The 20,108-nt window shown below is 72.0% G+C and carries 1 protein-coding gene; it reads left to right on the top strand.

The annotated features are described in order from the left end of the window. Positions 1-45 precede the first annotated feature (45 nt). On the top strand, positions 46-20,088 hold the full coding sequence (locus ACGFX4_RS10660) for a protein-glutamine glutaminase family protein (RefSeq protein WP_393071981.1): 20,043 nt from the start codon (positions 46-48) through the stop codon (positions 20,086-20,088). Positions 20,089-20,108 lie beyond the last annotated feature (20 nt).

The raw sequence follows: 20,108 nt of genomic DNA, 5'->3' as shown, positions 1-20,108 counted from the left end.
CCGCCCGATCTCCCCGAACGCCAGGAGCGTGCCCCCGTGTCGATCATGCTGCCGCCGGGCTTGGCGAAGTTCTTCAGCATCGCGACCGGTATGAAGTGGCCGGAGGCGGACGAGGACCGGCTGCGCACGGCCGGGGACGACTACCTGGCCATCGCGAAGGAGGTCCCCGAACTCCGGGAGTGGCTGCGGAGGTTGCTGGAAACCGTCCACCAGAACGACGAGTTCGCGGGCGAGGCGGCCGACCGGTTCTACCAGCGGGTGCTGCCGCTCATCGGCGGCGCCGGCGGTACCGACTACGTGACCTCGGCAGGCCAGGTCGCCAAGCAGCTTGGCGACTTCGCCCACAAGGTGGCCAACCAGGTCGAGTACGCCAAGTGGATGATCATCGCCCAGCTCATCCAGCTCCTGGCGCAGATCGCCTGGGCCATCGCGATGTCGCCGCTCACCTTCGGCGGGTCGCTCGCGGAGATCTTCGTCGCCTACGAGACCGCGGGCCAGGTGATCAAGCAGGTCTTCATCTGGCTGCTGAAGCAGCTCATGCTGCACGAGTTCCTCTCCATCACCACCGCCATGCTGATGGACGGCATCATCCAGGGCATCCAGATCGGCAAGGGCCACAAGGACCACTGGGAGAGCGAGTCCTTCGTCCAGTCCATCGAGATGGGTGCGATCAACGGCCTGCTGACCGGTCCGCTGGAGCTGCTCACCTTCGGTCTCGGCAAGCTGTTCGGGCGGGTGTTCGGGAGCGGCCTGAACAAGAACCTGCTGAACGACATCAAGACCCTGGCGGGAGCCGATTTCAAGAACGCGGTCGGGGACAGGCTGAAGAGCCTCAGCGGGGCCGAGTTGAACGCCGTCCTCAAGAACGGGTCGAAGCTCGGCTACAAGGAAGCGCTGGCCATGGTCGAGCGCGACCTCAAGGCCCAGGCCGCGAAGGCCCTCGCCAAGGACACCGCGGGAGCGGTCTGGCGCGAGCAGCTCAAGGAGGTCGCGGAGAACGTCGGGAAGGGCACCCTGGGCAAGGACGCCCTGTGGTCGGTGGAGCACCTCGGAGCCGGGTTCACCAAGGTGGGCCGGCTGGCGGACCAGATGGGCGAGGTGTTCGAGAAGGACCTCGTCAAGATGGGCGTCAACGCCGAAGTCGCCAACGCGGCCGGGCGGTTGGTCGCGGCCCGGGCCCTCGCCGCCGGCGGCCGCTACGCGGTGGACCTCGGAGCCTTCAACAAGCTGGCGCGAAGCCTGGTCGAGACCGCGGGCACGGTCGAACTCAAGGGCGCCGAAAACCTCACCAGGCGGATCGGACAACTGCAGAACGAGATCAAGGGCCTCACCGGCAACGCGCTGGAGGCCGACCTGAAGCGCCTGGAGCTGCAGGGCCTCCAGGACACCGTCAAGGCCACCCAGGACCTCGCCCGGCGCGCGGTGGGCATGATGGACGGACTGCACCCGCAGACCGCCGGGCAGTTCCTGCACCGGTTCGGCGAGGGCGTCGGCACCTACCTCAGGGGCGGCGTCCAGAACGTCATGACCGAAGGCTCCTACAACCTGGCCTTCGGCGAGAACCACGAGTTCACCGTCAGCGTCGAGAGTTTCTACGGCGGAGTCGCGATGGGCGCGTTGGGGCACCTGGGACACATCGGCGGCGCCCAGCTGCGACTCAGGCTCCAGGAGCTGGACCTGAAGCTCCCCAACTACGTCCGCTTCCCGTTCGCCGTGGTCTCCACCCTGATGGGCCACCCGACCTCGCTGTGGGTCTCCCACCCGACCGGCGGAGAGACCGCGGGCGGATCCGCCCCCCGGGCGGGGGACGTGAAGGTGAAGCTGGACTCCGAGGGCCTCGGGGCGACGGCACCCGGCAACCGCAAGCCGGACACGTCGCTGGAGAGCCAGGAGAACGGGGCGAAGAAGGAGACGGAGTCCGAGACCATCGAACCCGCGAAGCCGGTCGTGACGGTCGGCGGGGGCGACGGAGACGGAACGACGCCGAAGCCGCAGCCGGAGCCGCAGGCACAAGCGCAGGCCTCCGCCCACGCCACCGTCCCCCCGCCCAGGAACGTCCCGACGGTCAGCAGCAGTCACCAGGAACTGCACGAGCAGCCCGCCCCCCACCACCAGGAGCAGCCCGCTCCCCTGGAGCGCGTCGCCCCCCACGACCAGCCCGCTCCCCCGGAGCGCGAGAACGACTCCACGTCCGTGCTCCAGGACAAGCCCGTCGTGCAGCACCCGCCGCTCGACCACGGCCGGGCAACGGAGTTCGGCCGCCCGCTGGATCCCGAGGACAGGTCGGCCTGGGTGGTCGGCGACCCGCTCCCGGAGCCGCTCCGGAAGGCGCTGGCGCACCTGCCCAAGGACGACGCGCGCTACGCCCTGGTGATGCACACCGACGAGCAGGGCAACCCGGTCCACGGGGGCAAGCGGCTGACGCCGAAGGACATTGCCGAGGTCATCCTCGATCTCGGCGGGCACGGGCAGCTCGAAGGCAAGGAGGTCATCGACTTCGTCGCCTGTGACCTGAACGGTGGCGAGCGCTTCGACTTCGGCGCCAGTGTGATGGAACTCGTCTGGCAGCACCCGGAGTTCGCCCATCTCAAGGGGCGGGCGGCCGACGGTCCGGTCTGGGTGGTGCCCGCCTTCCGCGAGCCGAGGAAGGGAGCGGAACTCCCCGGTCCCGGTCACCTGGTCGTCGCCAAGGCCGTCGGCTTCGACGCGGCGGGGCGCCCGGTGCTCGAGGGTCGCGGCAACTGGCAGGAGTACAGCAAGGCCCCGAACACCCGGGAGGCCGTCGCGATCGTGGACACGTCCACCTCCTCGTTCCCGGAGCACTACTCCAACAGCAGGTCCGACGCGTCGACGGGGCCCATCGCCGAGCAGATGGAGCTCGCCGGGCGCTTCGGCGAGGAGGCGCCGACGTTCCTGCTGGAGGAGCGGGACGTCCTGGTCAACGGGCAGCGGGTGTTCGGTACCGACGGCACCCACGCCACCGAGGCCGTCCCGTACGACCGGGTCACCGTCGGCAACCGGCGCCTGGACGCCGCGGGGATCGAGAGCTGGCTCCGCCGGGGCGGGCACCCGCTGACCGATGCGGACGCGGCGCACCTGGTGCAGACGTTCCTGGAGCACGTCCCGCGAGCCGACTACCAGGAGCACCAGCAGGAGAAGTTCCTGGCCGACGCACGGCGTTTCACCGCGTACGAGCGGCGCACGGAGTACCTGGAGGTGCTGGAGGCGGTCGGCCTGGCCGCGGACCGGGTGGTCGAGCAGTACCCGCCGGACGAGTACTTCTACCTGGGCCTCGGGCGCAGTCCGGCCGCCGTCGTCGCCTACCTGAGCGAGCTGGGCCACCGGCCCGTGTCGATGCCCCTGTCGAGTTTCCGGCCCGGGGCCCGCGAGCCGTGGGCGGCTGCCGCGCAGGGCCTGACCGACCACATGGGGCGGCCCAAGCCGACCCCGAACGAGCGTCAGCTCGCCCACCTCGACACGGCGTTCGCGGAGGTGCTCGGGCAGCTGACGCCGGAGCGGCTGGGCAACCGCAAGGTGCTGATGATCGACTATGTGCAGGGCGCGCAGTCGCTGGTGGCGGCCCAGCACTACGTGCAGGAGTACCTGCACGGGCAGAAGGGCACGGAGTCGACCGCGGTGGTGGCCCTGGCCATGCACCAGAAGATCAACGTTTCCTCCGTCGACGCCGTCGTGCACTCCGTGGTCGACCCGAAGGAGCGGACCGCGTGGCGGCGGCTGGTGGGGCCGCCCGCCGAGGCGCTGACCCGCCGGCAGGAGTGGCAGGAGCAGTTCCACCGCCTGCCGCTCACCGAGGACGGTCCCCTCGGGAAGCCCGGGGTCGTGCTGGGCGAACTGCTGAAACTCGAAGCCTTCGACGGGTTCGCGCAGTTCAAGTCGTTGAAGATCCTCGAAGTGGACGCGCAGTGGGTCGCCGGTCCCGTGCACGAGGTGGACCTGAATGCGCTGACCGGCCTCATGGTGGGCGACCTCCACCACATCGCCGCGAACCGGCTCAAGGGCGTCGTCGCGGAGACCCTCGCCGAGCACTACCTGCGGACCGGCGACCGGACGGTGCCGCCGAAGGTCCGGGCGGACCTGGAGACCGAGGTCCGCAACAACCTCAGGCCGGAGAACCGGGCCGAGCACACGGGCCCGTTGACCGACGAGTTCGTGGCGGCCTACGAGAATGCCGCCGCGCACGAGACGCAGGAGGCGGCCGAGCAGCGCGCCAAGGCGATGATCAACCGGGCCCTGGCCCGGGCCGACGACCACCCCCTGACCGGGGAGGAAGGCCGCGACAGCACGCTGCCCGCCCCGGGCACCGAGGCGTACCGGGTCCTCCTCGAGGAAGTGCGCACCTACCTGGACCTGAAGCAGTACGGCGAGCCGCTGTCCGATTTCGGCTCCGCGGCGCAGGGCCACTGGCTGGGCGACCTGAAGCTCAACCGCACCCAGCGGTGGGAGCTGCACGAAGCGCTCTCGCGCTTCCCGGCGCGCCAGAACACCTTCACCGTGGCCGTCCACGGCGGGCCGGACGGCCTGCCGGTCCGGGACGGTCGGGTGATCACCCCGCAGGAGATGGTCCGCACCCTGGCCGACCTCGTCACCACCAAAGCCTGGAACGGCACCGACGCCCTCCAGTTCGTCGTCTGCGGCCTCGCGGGCAAGGGCCTGAGCAGCCACTACGTCGCCGAGGTGATGAAGCTGCTGGGCGAGGTGGGCGAGAAGGGCCTGGGCAGTACGGCGCTGGCCGCGACGGGGAAGGTGTTCTTCGTTCCCAAGGTCGAGGGCAACGAGGTCGTTTCCGGGGAGAGCGGGCACCTGGTGGTCGCCTCCCACGTCGGCTACGACGCGGCAGGGCGGCCGGTGCTGGTCCGGGGCGGCGAGTGGCTGGAGTTCCGGCGCCCGACCGCCGAGAACCCCGAGCCGCAGCCCGTCGAGCGCGGCCCCCTCCTCGGGGCGCACCACCCCGAGCAGGTGCCCGACGGGTACACCGAGGTGCCGACGGAGGGACAGCTCGACCGGGGCCGGCGGCTCCCCGGGGCACTGGCCTTCGGTGACCAGCCGTCCCACCCGCCGCAGGACGGCGCGCGGCCGGACCACACCCCCGCCGGACCCGCCTACCACTACGCCGAGGCCCCCGAGCACATCCGCGCCGAGACCGACGGCGCCCGGGCCGAGCAGTGGCGGCAGACCCAGCGGGACCTCCAGGACGCCTACGGCGCCAAGCTCTCCGAAGCCGCCGAACAGCACCGGACGGACCCCGACAGCAGTGGCCGCCCGCTCGACGAAGCGGCCGCGGACCTGCTGGCCGAACAGTTCGCCAAGGGGTCCGTGCACTTCCCCGAGCACGTGCCGGCGGACCTGCCCGCGGCGGTGCGCCGCCGGGCCCAGGACATGCTGAACCAGGAACTGGCCGCCCGGCCGCAGGACCGCGAGCGGATCCTCGCCGACCTGGACGGGCTGGTGCGCGTCGCGGCGGTGCGCGAGAGCTACGTCCGGATGGCCCGCGAGCGCTTCGAGCAGGCCCTGGAGGCCGCGGGCTCCCCGAAGCTCATCGGCGACGGCACCGGCCCCACCCGTGCGCCCGCCCCGCTCCCGGAAGCTGCGCTCCGGGCGGTCCGCACCGGTACGGAGAGCGGGTTCCTGGCCCGGGCCGAGGCCGAGGCCGCCCGGCTCTATGCCCCGACCGAGGGAACCGGCCCCACCCACCGGGCCGGGGACGACGTCGACGCGGCCCGGACGCAGGCGGAGAACTCCCTGGAGGGGCTCACCGTCCGGCTGCGCGAGGAACTCGCCCTGCACGCCGACCGCGAGCGCGCCCTCGCCGAGGCCGACCGCCTGGTCGACGTCGTGACCCGGGACAGCGGCTGGTACGAACGGCTCTCGACGGACGACCGGGACCTGCTCACCGCGGCCGGAGCGACCGGGCAGCCGAAGCCCTCGGACGCCAGTGTGAAGGCGATCAAGGAACAGCTGCGCGCACGGGTCGCCGAGGACTTCGCCGAGATCACCGGCCCGCTCGACCCCGCGACCGGGCCGCGCCCCGACCGTGCCGAGGCGGTGAAGCTGTTCGAACTGGCCCTGGGCGGCCACCTCAGCGGCCTGCCCCGCGAACTCGCCGTCCAGGTGGCCCGCGAGAGCGCGATCCGGAACACCGTCGAAAAGGTGGAGCAGGCGGCCGAGTCCTGGCACCTGGACCCCCGGCACCAGGCGCTCGCCGAACAGTTCGGCGTCACCGCGGCGGACATCCACCGGGCCAAGCAGGGAGTGACCCAGGACCTCGCCGAGGCCGTGGACCACCAGTCCCTCGAACACGCCGACCGCCCGGCCGTCCTCCGCCGCGCGATCGAGGGCCTCACCGAGGCCGGGAACATCCGCGACCTGCTGCTGCACCGCGCCGCCCGGGCGGCGGCCCACCGCACCGCCGAGACCGCCGCGCAGTCGGCGGCCCACGCGCACGGCGTCCTGTCCGAGCACGCCCGCGACCGGCTGGCGGAGGGCCACACCCAGCGGACCGAGCGCGCCTTCGACGAACTGTTCCGCACCTCAGAGGACCTGACTACCCGTCAGGAGCAGTGGGAACAGCGCCGGAGCGAACTGGCGGAGGAACTGGTCGAGCACGCCTCCTTCGAGCGGCAGGCCGCCCCCGCTCTCCGCGAAGCCGCCCGGGCCTTCGACGACCTGGCCCGGTCGCACGTCCTCGGCCAGGACCGGGCCGCCGCGCTCAAGCGCGCGTACGGCGACGAGTTCTTCACCCACTACCGCGAACTGTGGACCCTCGGCCACTTCGACGAGGTCTCCTGGCAGACCCACGAACGCACCCACGAAGACGCCTTCGCCCACCGCGAGCAGCCGCGCCCCGAGGAGGGCGAGCACGCGCACGCGCACGCGCACGAGCGCGACACCGCCGACGACACCGCCGTGATCGTGGACGCCCTGTCCCCGCGCGGCCCCCTCGGCGCCGAGGAGCGGGCCGCCGTCCTCGCCAGGGCCAACCTGGTCATGGGCGCGCCGGAAGGACGGACAGGCCTGATGACGGCCTCGGGACGGCACGTCGGCTTCAACGAGGCCGGCCACAACATGCTCCGCGACGTCGTCGTGCTGTCCGAGCAGCTCAAGACCCTCGGGGCGGAGCACGACGAGGCCGACGTACAGGCGCTGCACGACGCCGCGGCGAAGAAGAAGCGGCCCCCGCGCCTGGCCGCCCTGCCAGTCGGCATCACCCAGAGGCTGAGGTCGGAGTCCGAACTCACGGTGGTGGACTCCGCGGTGAAGGCAGCGGCCGAGGTCCTCGACGGGCCGCTCCAGCCGAACCACGCCGCCATGCTGCTGGGCGTCGACCTCACCGCGCCGGTCAGCCGCACGTCGGCCGCCCCGGCCGACATACGGAGCCTCGCCGGAGCCCTGTACCGCCGGGACCGGATCGACGACGCCGTGCACCAGCGGCTGCTGGAGGAGCCCACGGACCAGAAGGCGCGCGCAACCCTCCACGACGCCGTGCTGCGCCTGCAGACGGAGCACCTGGGAGGCCGGTCGCGGCTGCTCGTGCCCGACAGCGGCCACCGGGTGGTCGAGGCCATGCGCCGGCTGGCGGTGCAGGACGACGGCTCCGGGCAGCGGATGACCTGGCAGGTCGACGGCAGCGGAAGTGCCTTCCAGCAGTGGGCGACCGGCGTCCGGGAAGAAGCGCCGCCGCTCACCGAGGAGACCACGCTCAACTGCTGGGAGTCCGTGCTGCTGACGGCCCACCACGCCGGGCTGCTGTCGAAGGAATGGATACGCGAGACCTACAGCTACTCCGGCGCAGACTGGCACGGCCACCTGCGCAGCCGACTGCTCCGACCTGAGAGCACCACCCCGTACAGCGCGCAGTCCGAACACGCCAGGACGCTGCCCCTCGCCGGCGACATCGTCATCACCAGCAACAGCATGAACCACGTGGCCCTCGCCACCGGCCGGGTCGACGAGAAGGGCCGCCCGCTGGTGCTGAGCTTCGGCGTGGCCGACGACGCCGGGAAGTTCACGGCGAACGACGTCGTCCTGGTCGCCGCCGACGAGGTGACGCTCCTCGCTGCCGACTTCGGGCCCGGCCCGTGGTTCTTCCACCCGCCCGCCGACCTGGAGACCGCGCCCCGCCTTCCGATGCCCCCCGAGCATCACGAGGTGGAGCAGCAGGTCGAGCAGCTCTGGCCGGTGCGGAATGATCGGAGGCCGCGTTTCGTGGTGCGGTCGTCCTTCGACGCGCGGCGTTTCGAGCACGGTGGTGAGGAGCACGTCGATCTGACGGTGCGGATCGCGTTCCGGGAGGGTGGGGAGCGCGATGCGGCCGGGGTGTGGGAGAAGCTGGTCACGGGGGTGGAGGAGCACCTCAACGCGCCCGGTTACCGGTTGGCGGGCGGTGACCGGATGCATGTCACGGTGGTGCGGGTCGAGCCGGGGGCGGATGCCCATCTGACGGTGGACCTGGTCGGGCGCGAGCGGCAGATGGACCAGAACACCTGGTGGGCCGACGGCGATCCGCTGCATTACGTGCACGAGTTGGGCCACCAGTTGGGCCTGCGCGACGAGTACCGGACGGCGGACCTCCCGCACCGTCCCAGCGTCAACGGCAGCCTGATCGGGAATCCGCGCGCCTCGGCGCCGGAGGGTCTACGACAGGGCGGTCTGCGTGAGCGCCACCTGCAGCTGATCTCCTCGGTGGTCGGTCACCTCGACCGGCACCCCGGTAGCGGGGCCGGGCACCGGAGTTGGGACGAGGCCCGCGAGGCCGCCGCGCCGCAGGCGCGCAGCCACGTCTGGGTCGACCCGGTCTCCAGGCCGCAGCCGTCCGGGAAGGGCGGCGGCCAGGCCGAGGTGGCACCGCGCACCAACAACACCGACGGCAACACCGACGGCAACACCGACGGCAACACCGACGGCAACGGCAACGATGGGCAGCCTACGGAGAACCCCTATGAGGGCTTGTTCGGTGAGGACTCGCACCTCGAACCGCTGCTCGACCTGGATGCGTTGCAGTTGCTCGACCCGAACGCCCCGCTGCAGTTCGACCAGGACGTTCTGGATCTGGCGGCGCTGCTGCTCCAGGAGGCGACCCTGTCGCCGACCGTGGACCAGCTCCTCGACGGGGTGATCCAGGACTTGGCGGCTCGCGTGACCGCCGGGACGCTGCAGGGCGAGGAGGTGTTCACCGCCCTCGGGCGTCTCACCGGGGACCCGCGCAACTTCGAACGGCTGGTGGTCCGTTACGCCGAGCAGTCCGGCGGCCGGGACATCGTGTTCCTCCTGAACGAAGCGGCCACGGTGGGACATCTGGGTGCCCAGGGCGCGGAGCGGGTGCTGAGCCTGTTCGGCCGGACGGACACCCTGACGCCCGTGCATCTCCTCGACGTCTTCCGGCGCCCGGAGGAGCGGGAGGTGTCCGGGCAGCTCCGGGCGCTCATGAGGGGCTCCGGCTCGGCCGAGGAAGTGCTGGCGCTGATCAGGCCGCTGCAGGGTGACCTCCGGCGCCTGTGGCGGGTCCTGGACATCCAGGACCTGGGGAGCGAGCACCCCTTCCTGCAGCAGGTCGAAAACCGGTTCCCCCTGGCGACCGAACTGCACGCCTACGTCAGGAACGGCGAGATCGGGGAGCGTCCTTTCGTGGACGAGCCCGAGGTACTGGAGCTCTTCCAGGACCTGAGGCGACTCCACTACGAGGCCACCGACGGCAGCAACGTGCCGATTCCCTTCGACTACCCCGACAACGGCTGCTTCGACCGGGCGCACCTGATGGCCGTCCGACTCACCGAACTCGGCATCGCCAACCGGAAGATCTTCGTCCAGCACGACAGGTCCGACGGTACGCCCGGTCTGGTGGCCAACTCCGAGAACGTGGAGCCGACCGGGGCACCGGGGACCAACCAGGTCAGCTGGGCGTACCACGTCGCGGTGGTCGTCGACGTCGACATCCTCGGCAACGACCGGCCGGTGCCGATGGTGATCGACCCTTCGATGGCCGACCGGCCGCTGCTGATGGACCACTGGATGGCCCAGATGGGCATCGCGGTCGGATCCTCGTGGCACCTCGGTGACGGGAACGCGGAAGTGGCACAACAGGTGGCCGACTTCCCGACCATCCCCAACCTCAGGATGGGCACCTACGGATTCCCCCTCGACGTCCCCATGCACTACTTCGTCGAGCGTGAGACGTACTTCCTGGCCGGAGCGGGCGAAATGCACCAGCCCGGCTGGGGCGAGGCCGCCGGACCGTCCCTGCGCAGATCCGAACGCTTCTTCCGTGAGCGGCAGTTGTCCACGCTCGACAACAACCGCAGTGCCGCGGAGACTCGGGCCGAGGCCCGGAAGAAGGCGCGGGAGAAGGCGGGTCAGAGCATCCACAGGTTCAACTCCGGCGACGACCAGCTGCCCGAGTTGTTCCGGTGGCAGGACGTGCCCCCGGACGGCGACTGCCTCTACCACGCGGTCAACGCGGTCCTGTTCCCCCTGGACGGAGACGCGGCGGCCCTCCGCGCGCGGGTCGTGGACTGGATGCTGGCGGACGCGAACCTGCGCGTCGTCAGGGATTTCGCCGAGTCCTTCGGTACGGACATGAACCAACTCGCCCTCACCATCGTCCGGACCGGCAACTGGAACACCGCAGCCGGAGACCTCGCACCGCGAGTGGTCGCCTCCGCGCTGGGGGTACAGCTGCACATTCACCGGACCGGTCAGCCCGATGTGATCCTGGACCCGTTGAACGGGATGGCAGCCACACGAACGGTCCACCTCCAGCTGGACGCGGACCACTACAGCGCCTGGGTCCCCGGCCCGCCGAAGCGGAGCCGCGAGGCGGACGAGAGCGGCGGCGGGGACAACGGCGAGGGTCCGTCCACGCGGAAGCGCAAGGGGGAACCGCAGCCGGACACGGAGACGCAGCCGGCGCCGCCGACGGTCGGGCAGTCCGGGCAGACCGTGCTCGCCCCGCCGCGGGTCGGGCTGGGTGGCGGCGGCATACCGGTGCCCGGGCCGCTGCACGAGCGGGTGCAGGAACTGGAGCACCTGTCGCGCGAGGAGCGGATCACGATCGCCGCGGACGGCGGCCTCATGGAGATCCTGTCCAACGAACTCGGGCCAGCGGACTTCGCGCAGGCGGCAGCCCGGCTGCTCATCAATGTCGACCCCCGCACCCAGCAGCCGGTCGCCGCCCGCCGGACGGCGGAGGCGCTGGTCGTGCAGATGCTCTCGAACAACAAGGCGCTCGCGGAGCGCCTGGTGGACGCGGGCGTGCAGATCGAGGTGGTGCCGCGCGACGTCCCGATGACGGAGGTGCCCGGCTTCTCCGCGCCCACGCAGACCACGGGCGACGGTCGCGACTGGTCGATGGTCCGAGGCTCCAGCAGGAACGGGCTCGTCATGATGACCGAGGAGAACCTGCTCGGTGCCCGCGCGACATTGGGTCCGAACCTGGAACACCCCGTCGGGTACTCCACCTCCGTCCACGAACTGGCCCATGCGATCCACGAGTTCGCCCTCACCCGGGAACAGCTGGCCCTGGTCGCGCAGGCCTACCGGGACCGGGACGCCACCGACGCCCTGTCCGAGCTGTTCGGCGAGGAGAACGTCACGGCCTGGCCGGACGGCGGGGTGTTGGACGCGGACGGCAACCTGGTGGGCAACTACTCGGCCCGCAACCAGCACGAGTTCTTCGCGCAGCTGGTCACCGCGTACTTCGGCCACAACCACGGGAACGACCCTGCCACCGGACTGCCGCGCAACAACGGCGCCGAGTGGGTGCGGGAGAACGTGCCCGAGCTGGTGCCGCTGCTGGAGCACCTCTTCGGGACGGATCCGCGGGCGGACCGTCCGGAGGGGGCCAACCAGGTCGGTCGGACCGAGGCGGAGGAGCAGGTGTTCGCCGGCTTCCGGGAGTTCATGGACACCACGACGGAGGAGTCCGAGCCGGTCGTCCAGCACGAGCCCGAGCCCGAGCCGGTCGTCCAGCACGGGCTCGATCACCTCGCCCTGGACCAGGTGATCGAGCAGGCCCTCAACCCGGGCGCCTCCGGGCAGACGGTGGTCGAGCAGGCTGTGGTTGAGCAGGCCGTGGTTGAGCACGCTGTGGTTGAGCAGGCCGTGGTCGAGCAGGCCGTGGTCGAGCAGCCGCTCCTCGCTCCGGCCCCGCCCGGCCGTTTCCGCGAGCGCGGGCTGTCCGCGTACGACGTGCTGGTGCACCTGGACAACATCCGGGGCGGGGACTTCGACAGCCTCCAGAGCCGGTTCGCCGAGGCGCTGCACGGGGACGCGAAGGCCGCGCGGACGCTGGCGGAGAGCCTGTTCGGCTCCGAGACACTGCGTCCGACGATGGCCGCGCTGTCCCGCGGGGACGTACGGGAGGTGCCGTTCCGGGCGGGCCGATGGTCCGGCGAGATCAGGATCAGCGCCACCGTGGGCGAGGGCCGGCACCTCAGGGAGCTGGGCGGCTTCGAGTTCGAGTACGGCTCGGAGCAGCAGAGCACGGTCGGCGTCACCGCCGACCGGCTCACCCGGACGAGCATCGGCGCGCAGTTCAGAGCGAAGTTCGGCAACTCCGGTGACCTCGCGGAGGCCCTCGGCCACCAGCGCGGCTCGCTGACGGGCGGCAGCACCGCCGAGGCGAGCCGGACCTCGGCCCGGGGCAAGACCACCGAGCCGGCCGACGTCTTCGAGACCCCGTTCACGCTGACCGTGGAGTTCCTGGACGCCAGGTTCCAGGGCGCATCGGGCCTGTGGCACACGCCGCAGCCGATCGAGCTGCCGCTCACCGGCCACGTCGCCGTGCCCAAGCAGGAGCGGGCCGACGTGCCGCCGGCCGCGGAGGCGCACTACGCGGTGCCCCGGGAGGTGTCCGAGCACCGGCGGTTGGCCGGCTCGCACATCGTCTCCGACGTGTGGCCGCTCGAACCTCCCCGCAGGCAGCAGGGGGAGGACGAGCAGGGCGGGATCGAGCTGGTGGGCCCGGACGAGCGGCCCGCGGCGCCGCCGACGGGGAAGTTCGTGGCGGGCTTCGAGGAGGCGGCCGAACGCTACTTCGGCAGCCGCTGGCCGCAGTTGCGGCGCAGGCTGCTGACCGAACTCGACCTCGGCACCCTGCACCAGGAGCTGAAGGCGACGATGGCCGGCCAGGAGCTGACCGTTGTGGACGACAGCCCGCTCGGGGCGGCCGCGGTGATCACCGTCGGCGGCGGGACGGTCTCCCGGATGCACCAGGTCCGCACCCTTCCGAGCACCGAGTTCAACATCTCCACCGCCACCACCCGTTCGCAGGTCGAGCAGACGACCAGGAGCCACGAGGGGCAGGTGCTGCCGTCGTCGATCGTCAACCGTACGAGCACGAACCCCCTGGGCGGCGCCGGGACGGGCGCCCGGGCCGGGCGGGACGGCGTCGAGTTGCACGGCACCGGCACCGACCTGGGGAACGGCACCAAGGTCAAGCGGCCGGCGGTGCTGTTCGAGGGGACGGCCGAGCTGACCGTCACCTTCGGCTGGCGCGGCGGGGCGCTGCCCCGGCCCGCCGACGAGACGACCCGCGTGGGCCTCGGCTTCCGCACCGTCATCGACCAGGACGAGGCCGTCCTGGTCACCGAGGCCACGCAGGTCGTGGCAGGAAGCCGGCCGCCGGAGTTCGTCGCCGACGGGCCGCTCGTGCCGCCCGTCGGGCCCGCCCACGGGGTGGGCGACCAGGTCCCGGCGCCGGTGGAAGACGTGTGGTCGGGCCTGCCCGACACCACCGTCGTGCGCGACCTACGCGACATCGCCCCGCTCCATGAGGAGCTCGACCGGGTCGGGCGGGTGCTGCTCGGCGAGAAGACCTGGCAGCAGGCCCGCGCGGAGGTCCTTCAGGCCTACTCGCACAGCGCGGTCAGCGCGCACGTCGTCGGCATGTCGCGCGGCACCGCGCTGCGCGGCCCCGAGGTCACGGCGGGTCCGCTGAAGGACCTCCACCTCGGCACGACCGTCCGGCTGCACCGGATGGTCCACCTGCGCAGCCAGGGGACGGCCGAGCTGAACCCGGTGCGCGAGACCAGCACCTTCGGCTCGACCCGCCACCTGCGCTCCGACACCGTCACCGGCCAGTTCCAACTGGCCGGCAAGGGAACCGTCTTCACCCACGAGGACGTGCTGAGGGCTTCGGGCAAGCCCTTCGAGGACGTCCTGCAGGGCACCGTCGTGTCCTCCGCGGACTCGCGGATCCGGGACGGCTGGCGCAGCGGGGAGTCCGACAAGGGCTACGCCAACGGCAAGTACCGCAGCCCGCAGGAGCTGTACCGGGCCGACTTCGAGGTGCTGCTGAAGGCCAACGGGCGGGACTACGGGCCGGTGCTGCTCACCGCCGAGCTGAGCCTCGAGCAGGCCCACACCGTGCCGCACACGATCGGCGGGAACGAGCGGCACGGCTTCGTGGTGCCGCCGGGGCTGCGCGAGCGGGCCCTGACGGAGCCGCAGCACGTCGTACCGCCGCGCCCGGCCGGCGACCCGGCCGAGCCGCCGCTGCGCCTCGGCCAGTCCGACGTGGTGCTCAGCCTCGGCCGCGGTGACACCGCGGTGCTGCGGACCGTCCTGGACGCGCTCCGGGAGCACACCGGCAAGCCGGTGCCCGCCGCCGCCGAGGCCCGGCTGGCCCGGTCCGTCGACGCGCACGGCCTCACGTCGGCGCTGTCCCGGCTCAGCCGGGGCGGGCGGATCCGGGTGCCCCTCGACTTCGACGGCTGGAAGGGCACGGTCGTGATCGGGGGCGACCTGGTGCGCCCGCGGCCCCGGGAGGAGCTGCTCACCGGCTTCGAGTTCGAGTCGGGCAGCCAGCAGCGCACCACCACCGGAACCACCGCGGACCTGCGCACCCGGCTCCGCCTCCGCGGCCGGCTCGGGCTCACCCTCCCGTGGGTCAACCTCACCGGCGAGCACACGCGCACCCGCGACCTCGTCAAGGGCGTCTCGATCGACCGGGTGGGCGGCACCAACAGTCGCAGCAAGAGCACCGAGCCCGCCCGGATCACCGACGTGGACGCCGTGTTCACGATCGCCTTCGAGACGACCGGGCGGTCGCACGCGATCGCGTCGCCGGAGCCCGTCACGGCGTCCGCCGTGGTGGCCGCGCCCCAGCGCGTCCAGGAGGCGGCCTCGAGGATGCTGCCGAACCACCGGTTCGGCTCCTCCGACGTGATCACCGCCGTCCACCTCGACCAGGACCGCAGCGGCACCGTGCACGACCTGGTCCGCGGCCTGGGCGCCGCCCGGCTCGGTGACGGGAGCCGCACCGCCGCCCACTTCCTGGGCAGGGACTGGGCGGGCATGGCACGGAAGCTGTCCGACGCGCTGGACTTCGACCGGCTGCAGATCCACCTCAAGTCGGTCATGGCCGGTCATCCGCTGGTCGTGGAGCACGGCCGGAGCAGGGCGCTGATCACCGCCGAGGTGGTCGGGCTCGTCCCGACCGGGCGGCCGCCGCAGGTCGAGTTCAACATCGGGACCGGCCACCAGACCTCGCTCACCAGCTCCGACGGCGCGACGAACACCGGTGGCGGCAGCGGCACGGCGTACTCCTTCGGCGTCCACGTCACGGGAGACCCGACGGCTTCCGGGACCGCACCGCTGGTCGGACCGACCTTCACCTACGCGACGGGCGTGAACCGCCTGGAGCACGGCAACGATTCCGGCTCCGGCGGCACCGCGGTCAAGAGCAAGGTGGCCGCGGTGGCCCACCAGGCCGAAGTTGTCCTCAAGATCCGCCTGGAGCACCGGCCGCCCGTCGTGCTGCACCCCGCGGACGCCGTCCGTCCCGACCGTGCGCAGCGGCCCCCGGGCGGCGACCGGTCGGTGCTCGGCGGCGTCGGCCGGAGCATCACCCGGCTCGGCGACCGGCTGACCGGGCTGGGCCGCTACCGGCGCTCGCTCGTCGAGGCGACCGTCCACGCCGACGTGCTGATGGAGACCGGCCGCGACGAGGCCGTGGTGCCGTTGCGCCACGGCGCCCCGACGGAGGGGTTCCCGCCGCTGCGCACGCCCCAGGAGGTCGGTGTGCTGCAGCTGCGCAGGCCGCCGGAGTCGCTGTTCCGGGAGGGCGTCCGCGACGTCGGGGTGCTGCGCTGGATCGACGACACCTCCGGCGTCCGGGACCTGCTCACCGTGTTCGGCGCGAGCTTCTTCGCGCCGGGCACCTGGTCCTGGCTGGAGTCCGTCGCCCGCAACACCCACAGCCACGCCCAGCTGTCCGCGCTGTTCGGCTCGGTCTCCCGGGGGCGGGAGGTCCGGCACCTCGACGACGGGCCGGACCGCGACGTCCTGGCGCCCGGCGGCCGCAGCACCACCACCCCGTCGGTCGGCCGGCGCCTGCTCGTCGACGACGCCGACGTCACGGCCTCCGTCTCGATCGTCCAACTGGAGTACCAGCGGGACAACACGGCCGCCGCGCTCAGCCCCGCCAACGACACCGGCGGCGGCGGGCGCACCACCCGGCTGGACTGGACGCAGTGGGACGTCCAGTTCCAGGGCGGCGCGAAGGCCGGGCCGAAGGGCACCGACGTCGACCTCACCGGCCTGGGCACCGTCGGCTACGGCCGGCGGTGGCGCGAGGGGCCGTCCGGCGGTGCCTCCGGCAAGACCGTCGCCGGGGCCAAGGTGCCCGTCCCGACGGCCCGTTACACCGGCTACGCCGAGGTCGAGGTCACCTTCCGCGACGGCGACCGGACGCTCACCGAGAAGGGCCTCGTCCCGATCGAGATGGAAGTGCCGATCAGCGAGACCACCGAGCTGGAGTCGGCCGGCCACCAGCGGGTGCTCTTCACCGCGCTGCACCCCGAGGGCGAGACGATCCTGCGCAACTCCGTCCCCGACGCCGTCGCCGACCTGCTCGCCACCCCGCTGCCGGGCGCCGGGGAGGGGATCCACCTGCTCGCCGACCCGGCGACCCGCGCCTCGGACGCCTTCCAGGGCCTGCTGGAGGCACTGCGCGCGCTCCCGCACGACGACCCGTACTTCACCGTCGTCTTCCACGGCCGCCCCGAGGACGGCGCGCCGCTCCTGCACGGCGAGGAGGTCACCCCGGATCAGCTCGCGGGGGCGCTGCTGCGGCTCGCCGAAGCCGGGCGGTGGCAGGGCGAGGAGGTGCGCTTCCTGTCCTGCAACAGCGCGGTCGGCGGGGCGCACTCCTTCGCGGGCAGGACCATGAAGGCCCTGCACGACCTGATCGCGGCCCGCCAGGCCGAGGCCGCCCGCACCGGACAGCCGCTCAGTGAGAACCTGGCCCGGCTGACCCACCCGGTGGCCTTCGCCGGCAACGGCTCCGTCTTCCTGACCGCCGGCCACGACGCCCGGGCCGTGGTGGCCCGCAACGTCGGCTTCGGCGCCGACGGCCGACCCCTGGTCGACGGTCCCGGCACCTGGCTGCGCCTCCACGTCGAGGACGGTGACGTCCGGGTGACCCCGGCCGGGCAGGAGCTCCTCCGCCCGGAGCAGGAACCGGTCCCTCCCGTCACCGAGCACGACCCCATCGACCCCGACCGGCCCGCCCCGGTGCGGCTGGCGCACGAGTCGGAACAGCACGCGCCGGACCAGGACACCGCCGCGCCAGCGGCCCACCCGCAGGTGGCGTGGCGGCGCATTCGCAACCGGGTCAGGAGCCTGGTCGCGGACCAGGAGACACGGATCACCCTGCCCGTCGGCTACCGCGCGATGAAGGAAGCGGAGAAGCAGGGGGTCGCCCCCCCGGTCGAGCAGATCGATCCGTTGCTGTACGAGTACGGCACCGGCAGCGCGGCGCTGGAGAACCTGGAGGCCAACCTCCGCAGGATGCCCGGGACGACTCCGGTGCCGGAGTCCGGCCGGGTCGCCACGGTCGTGATCACCCGGGCCGACGGGACCGATCTCCTGCTGCACGTGACCAGGACCGGGGACACCGGGGCGCACCGGTTCGCCTGGCGCGTCGCCGGAGAGCAGCAGGAGTGGGACCGCACCGGCCAGGACCTGGCCCAGGCCCACGTCCGGGCGGTCACCGTGGCCGACCATCTGCCCAAGGACCGGGTGGTGAGCGTGCTCGACGGCCAGAAGACGTACGTGATCAAGGCGGAGAACTCCGGCGACATGTACCACGTCCGGGCGGCGATGATGGCGAATCAGGACCACGACCTGCTGATCTGGAACGTCGGCACGGAGACGCTGGAGCAGGCCGAAGGGATGCTCAACCTCCACGACGACCTGGTCGAGGCAGGCCGCAGAGTCGCCTACACGACGGCGAAGGAGCTGCCCGTCTACACGACGGCGAAGGGGCGGCCCGATGACTTCGGCCGCAAGGAGACCGACGCTTCGGAGGACGTGGCGAACTACTTCGCCCCCAGGACGGGGGCCGAGCGCGATTGGCAGACCGCGCTGCGGAGACTCACGCAGGAAACCTGGCAGGAAGGCCAGCCGAAGCCCTCGCCCGAGGTCCTGGCGCAACTGCTGCGCGACCACCCGGAACTGCTGCGTGCGGTGGAGCGGATCCAGCGTCGGGAAGAAGCCGTGCAACTGCACGAACTGCTCTCGAACCATATGGACAGGGGCGACCGGAACGCGCTGCGGCAACTCCGCGAGGGGGCCCTGAGCGCCTGGTTCCGGGAGCGGGACAACGACTTCTTCAACGGCTTCGGGCACTACACCGAGGAAGAGGGCAGGGCCTTCGAACAGGACCTGACGGCCGCGGAGCGCGGTGGCCTCCAGCACGGCCAGAGGTACGTCATCGTCACCTACCGCGGCAGCGGCCACAGCGGGCGGGCCGGTGCCAACGCGCCCGCGCTCGACACGGGCGAAGAGGGCGTGCTGCAGGTCATCGAGGAGGTGAAGGAGGCGCTCGGGCCGGACGTCAAGGTCATCCTGATGGGTGAGAAGCCGGAGAACTGGTCCGGACCGAGCCTGCGGGAGTACTGGAACTGGGCGTCGACCGGCAGCCGGCGCAAGGAACTCGCCCTGCTGCGCTACCTCAAGAACAACTTCGACATCGTCGGCGCCGTCGGCATGCGCAGCGGTGTCATCGACCAGATGGCGTTCGCCGGCATCGAGGTGGTGTCCATCGACGTCAGCCCGCACCGGACCGAGGGGGACCTGCTGCCGAAACTCGCGCAGTCCAAGGGATGGACCCGCGGACTGAGGTTCGAGGACGCCCTCGGGCGCCTGTACGGCCGGATGTTCCTCACGTACCCGCGAGAGGGGGACACGCACCTCGGGGGCGGGGACTTCCCCGGGGAGTTCCACCCCGACGACCGGGCGGCGATCAGGCACGCGGTGCACTTCTACCTCGGCCACAGCCAGGAGGAGCGGGGCATCGAGGACCGGTCGCACCCCCTCCGGGAGGATCAGGTCACGGAAGCCTTCGCCCGGCTGATGGAGATCGACGACATGGCCGGCATCCAGGTGGCCAGGCGCGCCCTGCCCTACCTGAACGAGCTCTACAGCCTCCGCAACCGGCTCTCCCCCGATGCGCTGGGACTCGTGCGCAGCGTGCTGGCGGAAGCGGAGCAGGTAGCGGCCGAGTACCGGAGCCTGGCCACCGAGCTGTGCCGGGCGGAGGTGCCCGACTTCCCGGCGAACGGGATGGACGCGCTCACCGTGACCGGGGCGTCCGACCTCCTGGCGAAGGGCCGGGCCCGTCACGTCCTCGCCGAGAACGCCAACGCGGAAAGCACGGACGCGTTCGCCAAGGACAGCCGCTCGGAGCTCAAGAAGGGGATCGAGCAGACGACCAAGAAGTGGAAGGACCAGGCACCCCGGGCACTGCAGACCGACGCCTCCACGAAGGCGAACAAGCAGAAGGCCAAGGAGCGGATCGAACAGATGCGCGTGGAGGACCCGGACGGCTTGGCGGCGCTCCTCCGCGGCAGCATGGGCATCAACCAGGACGCCAAGGACTGGATCGCAGGGACGAACCCGGTGGAGTATGCGATGGCCGTCGCGATCCGGGAGGAGTACGACCGCGACGCCCGGCTGTGGATCGCAGGGGCGACCCCGCAGCAACTGGCGGCCCTCCTGAGGATCTGCGCGAAGGTGTACGGCTGGACGCCGCCGCCCGCGGGGGAGCAGCCGGAGGGAGGAGAGCAGTAGGGGGGGGGGGGGGGGCCGCG

The organism is Kitasatospora sp. NPDC048365 (assembly GCF_043200835.1).
Lineage (GTDB): Bacteria > Actinomycetota > Actinomycetes > Streptomycetales > Streptomycetaceae > Kitasatospora > Kitasatospora terrestris.
The sequence above is the reverse complement of the archived record's forward strand: the minus strand, read 5'-3'. Positions and strand labels throughout refer to the sequence as shown.

Bases quoted from the DNA above. Each gene is read 5' to 3' on its own strand.
- ACGFX4_RS10660 (WP_393071981.1), top strand. From the start codon at position 46: ATGCTGCCGCCGGGCTTGGCGAAGTTCTTCAGCATCGCGACCGGTATG.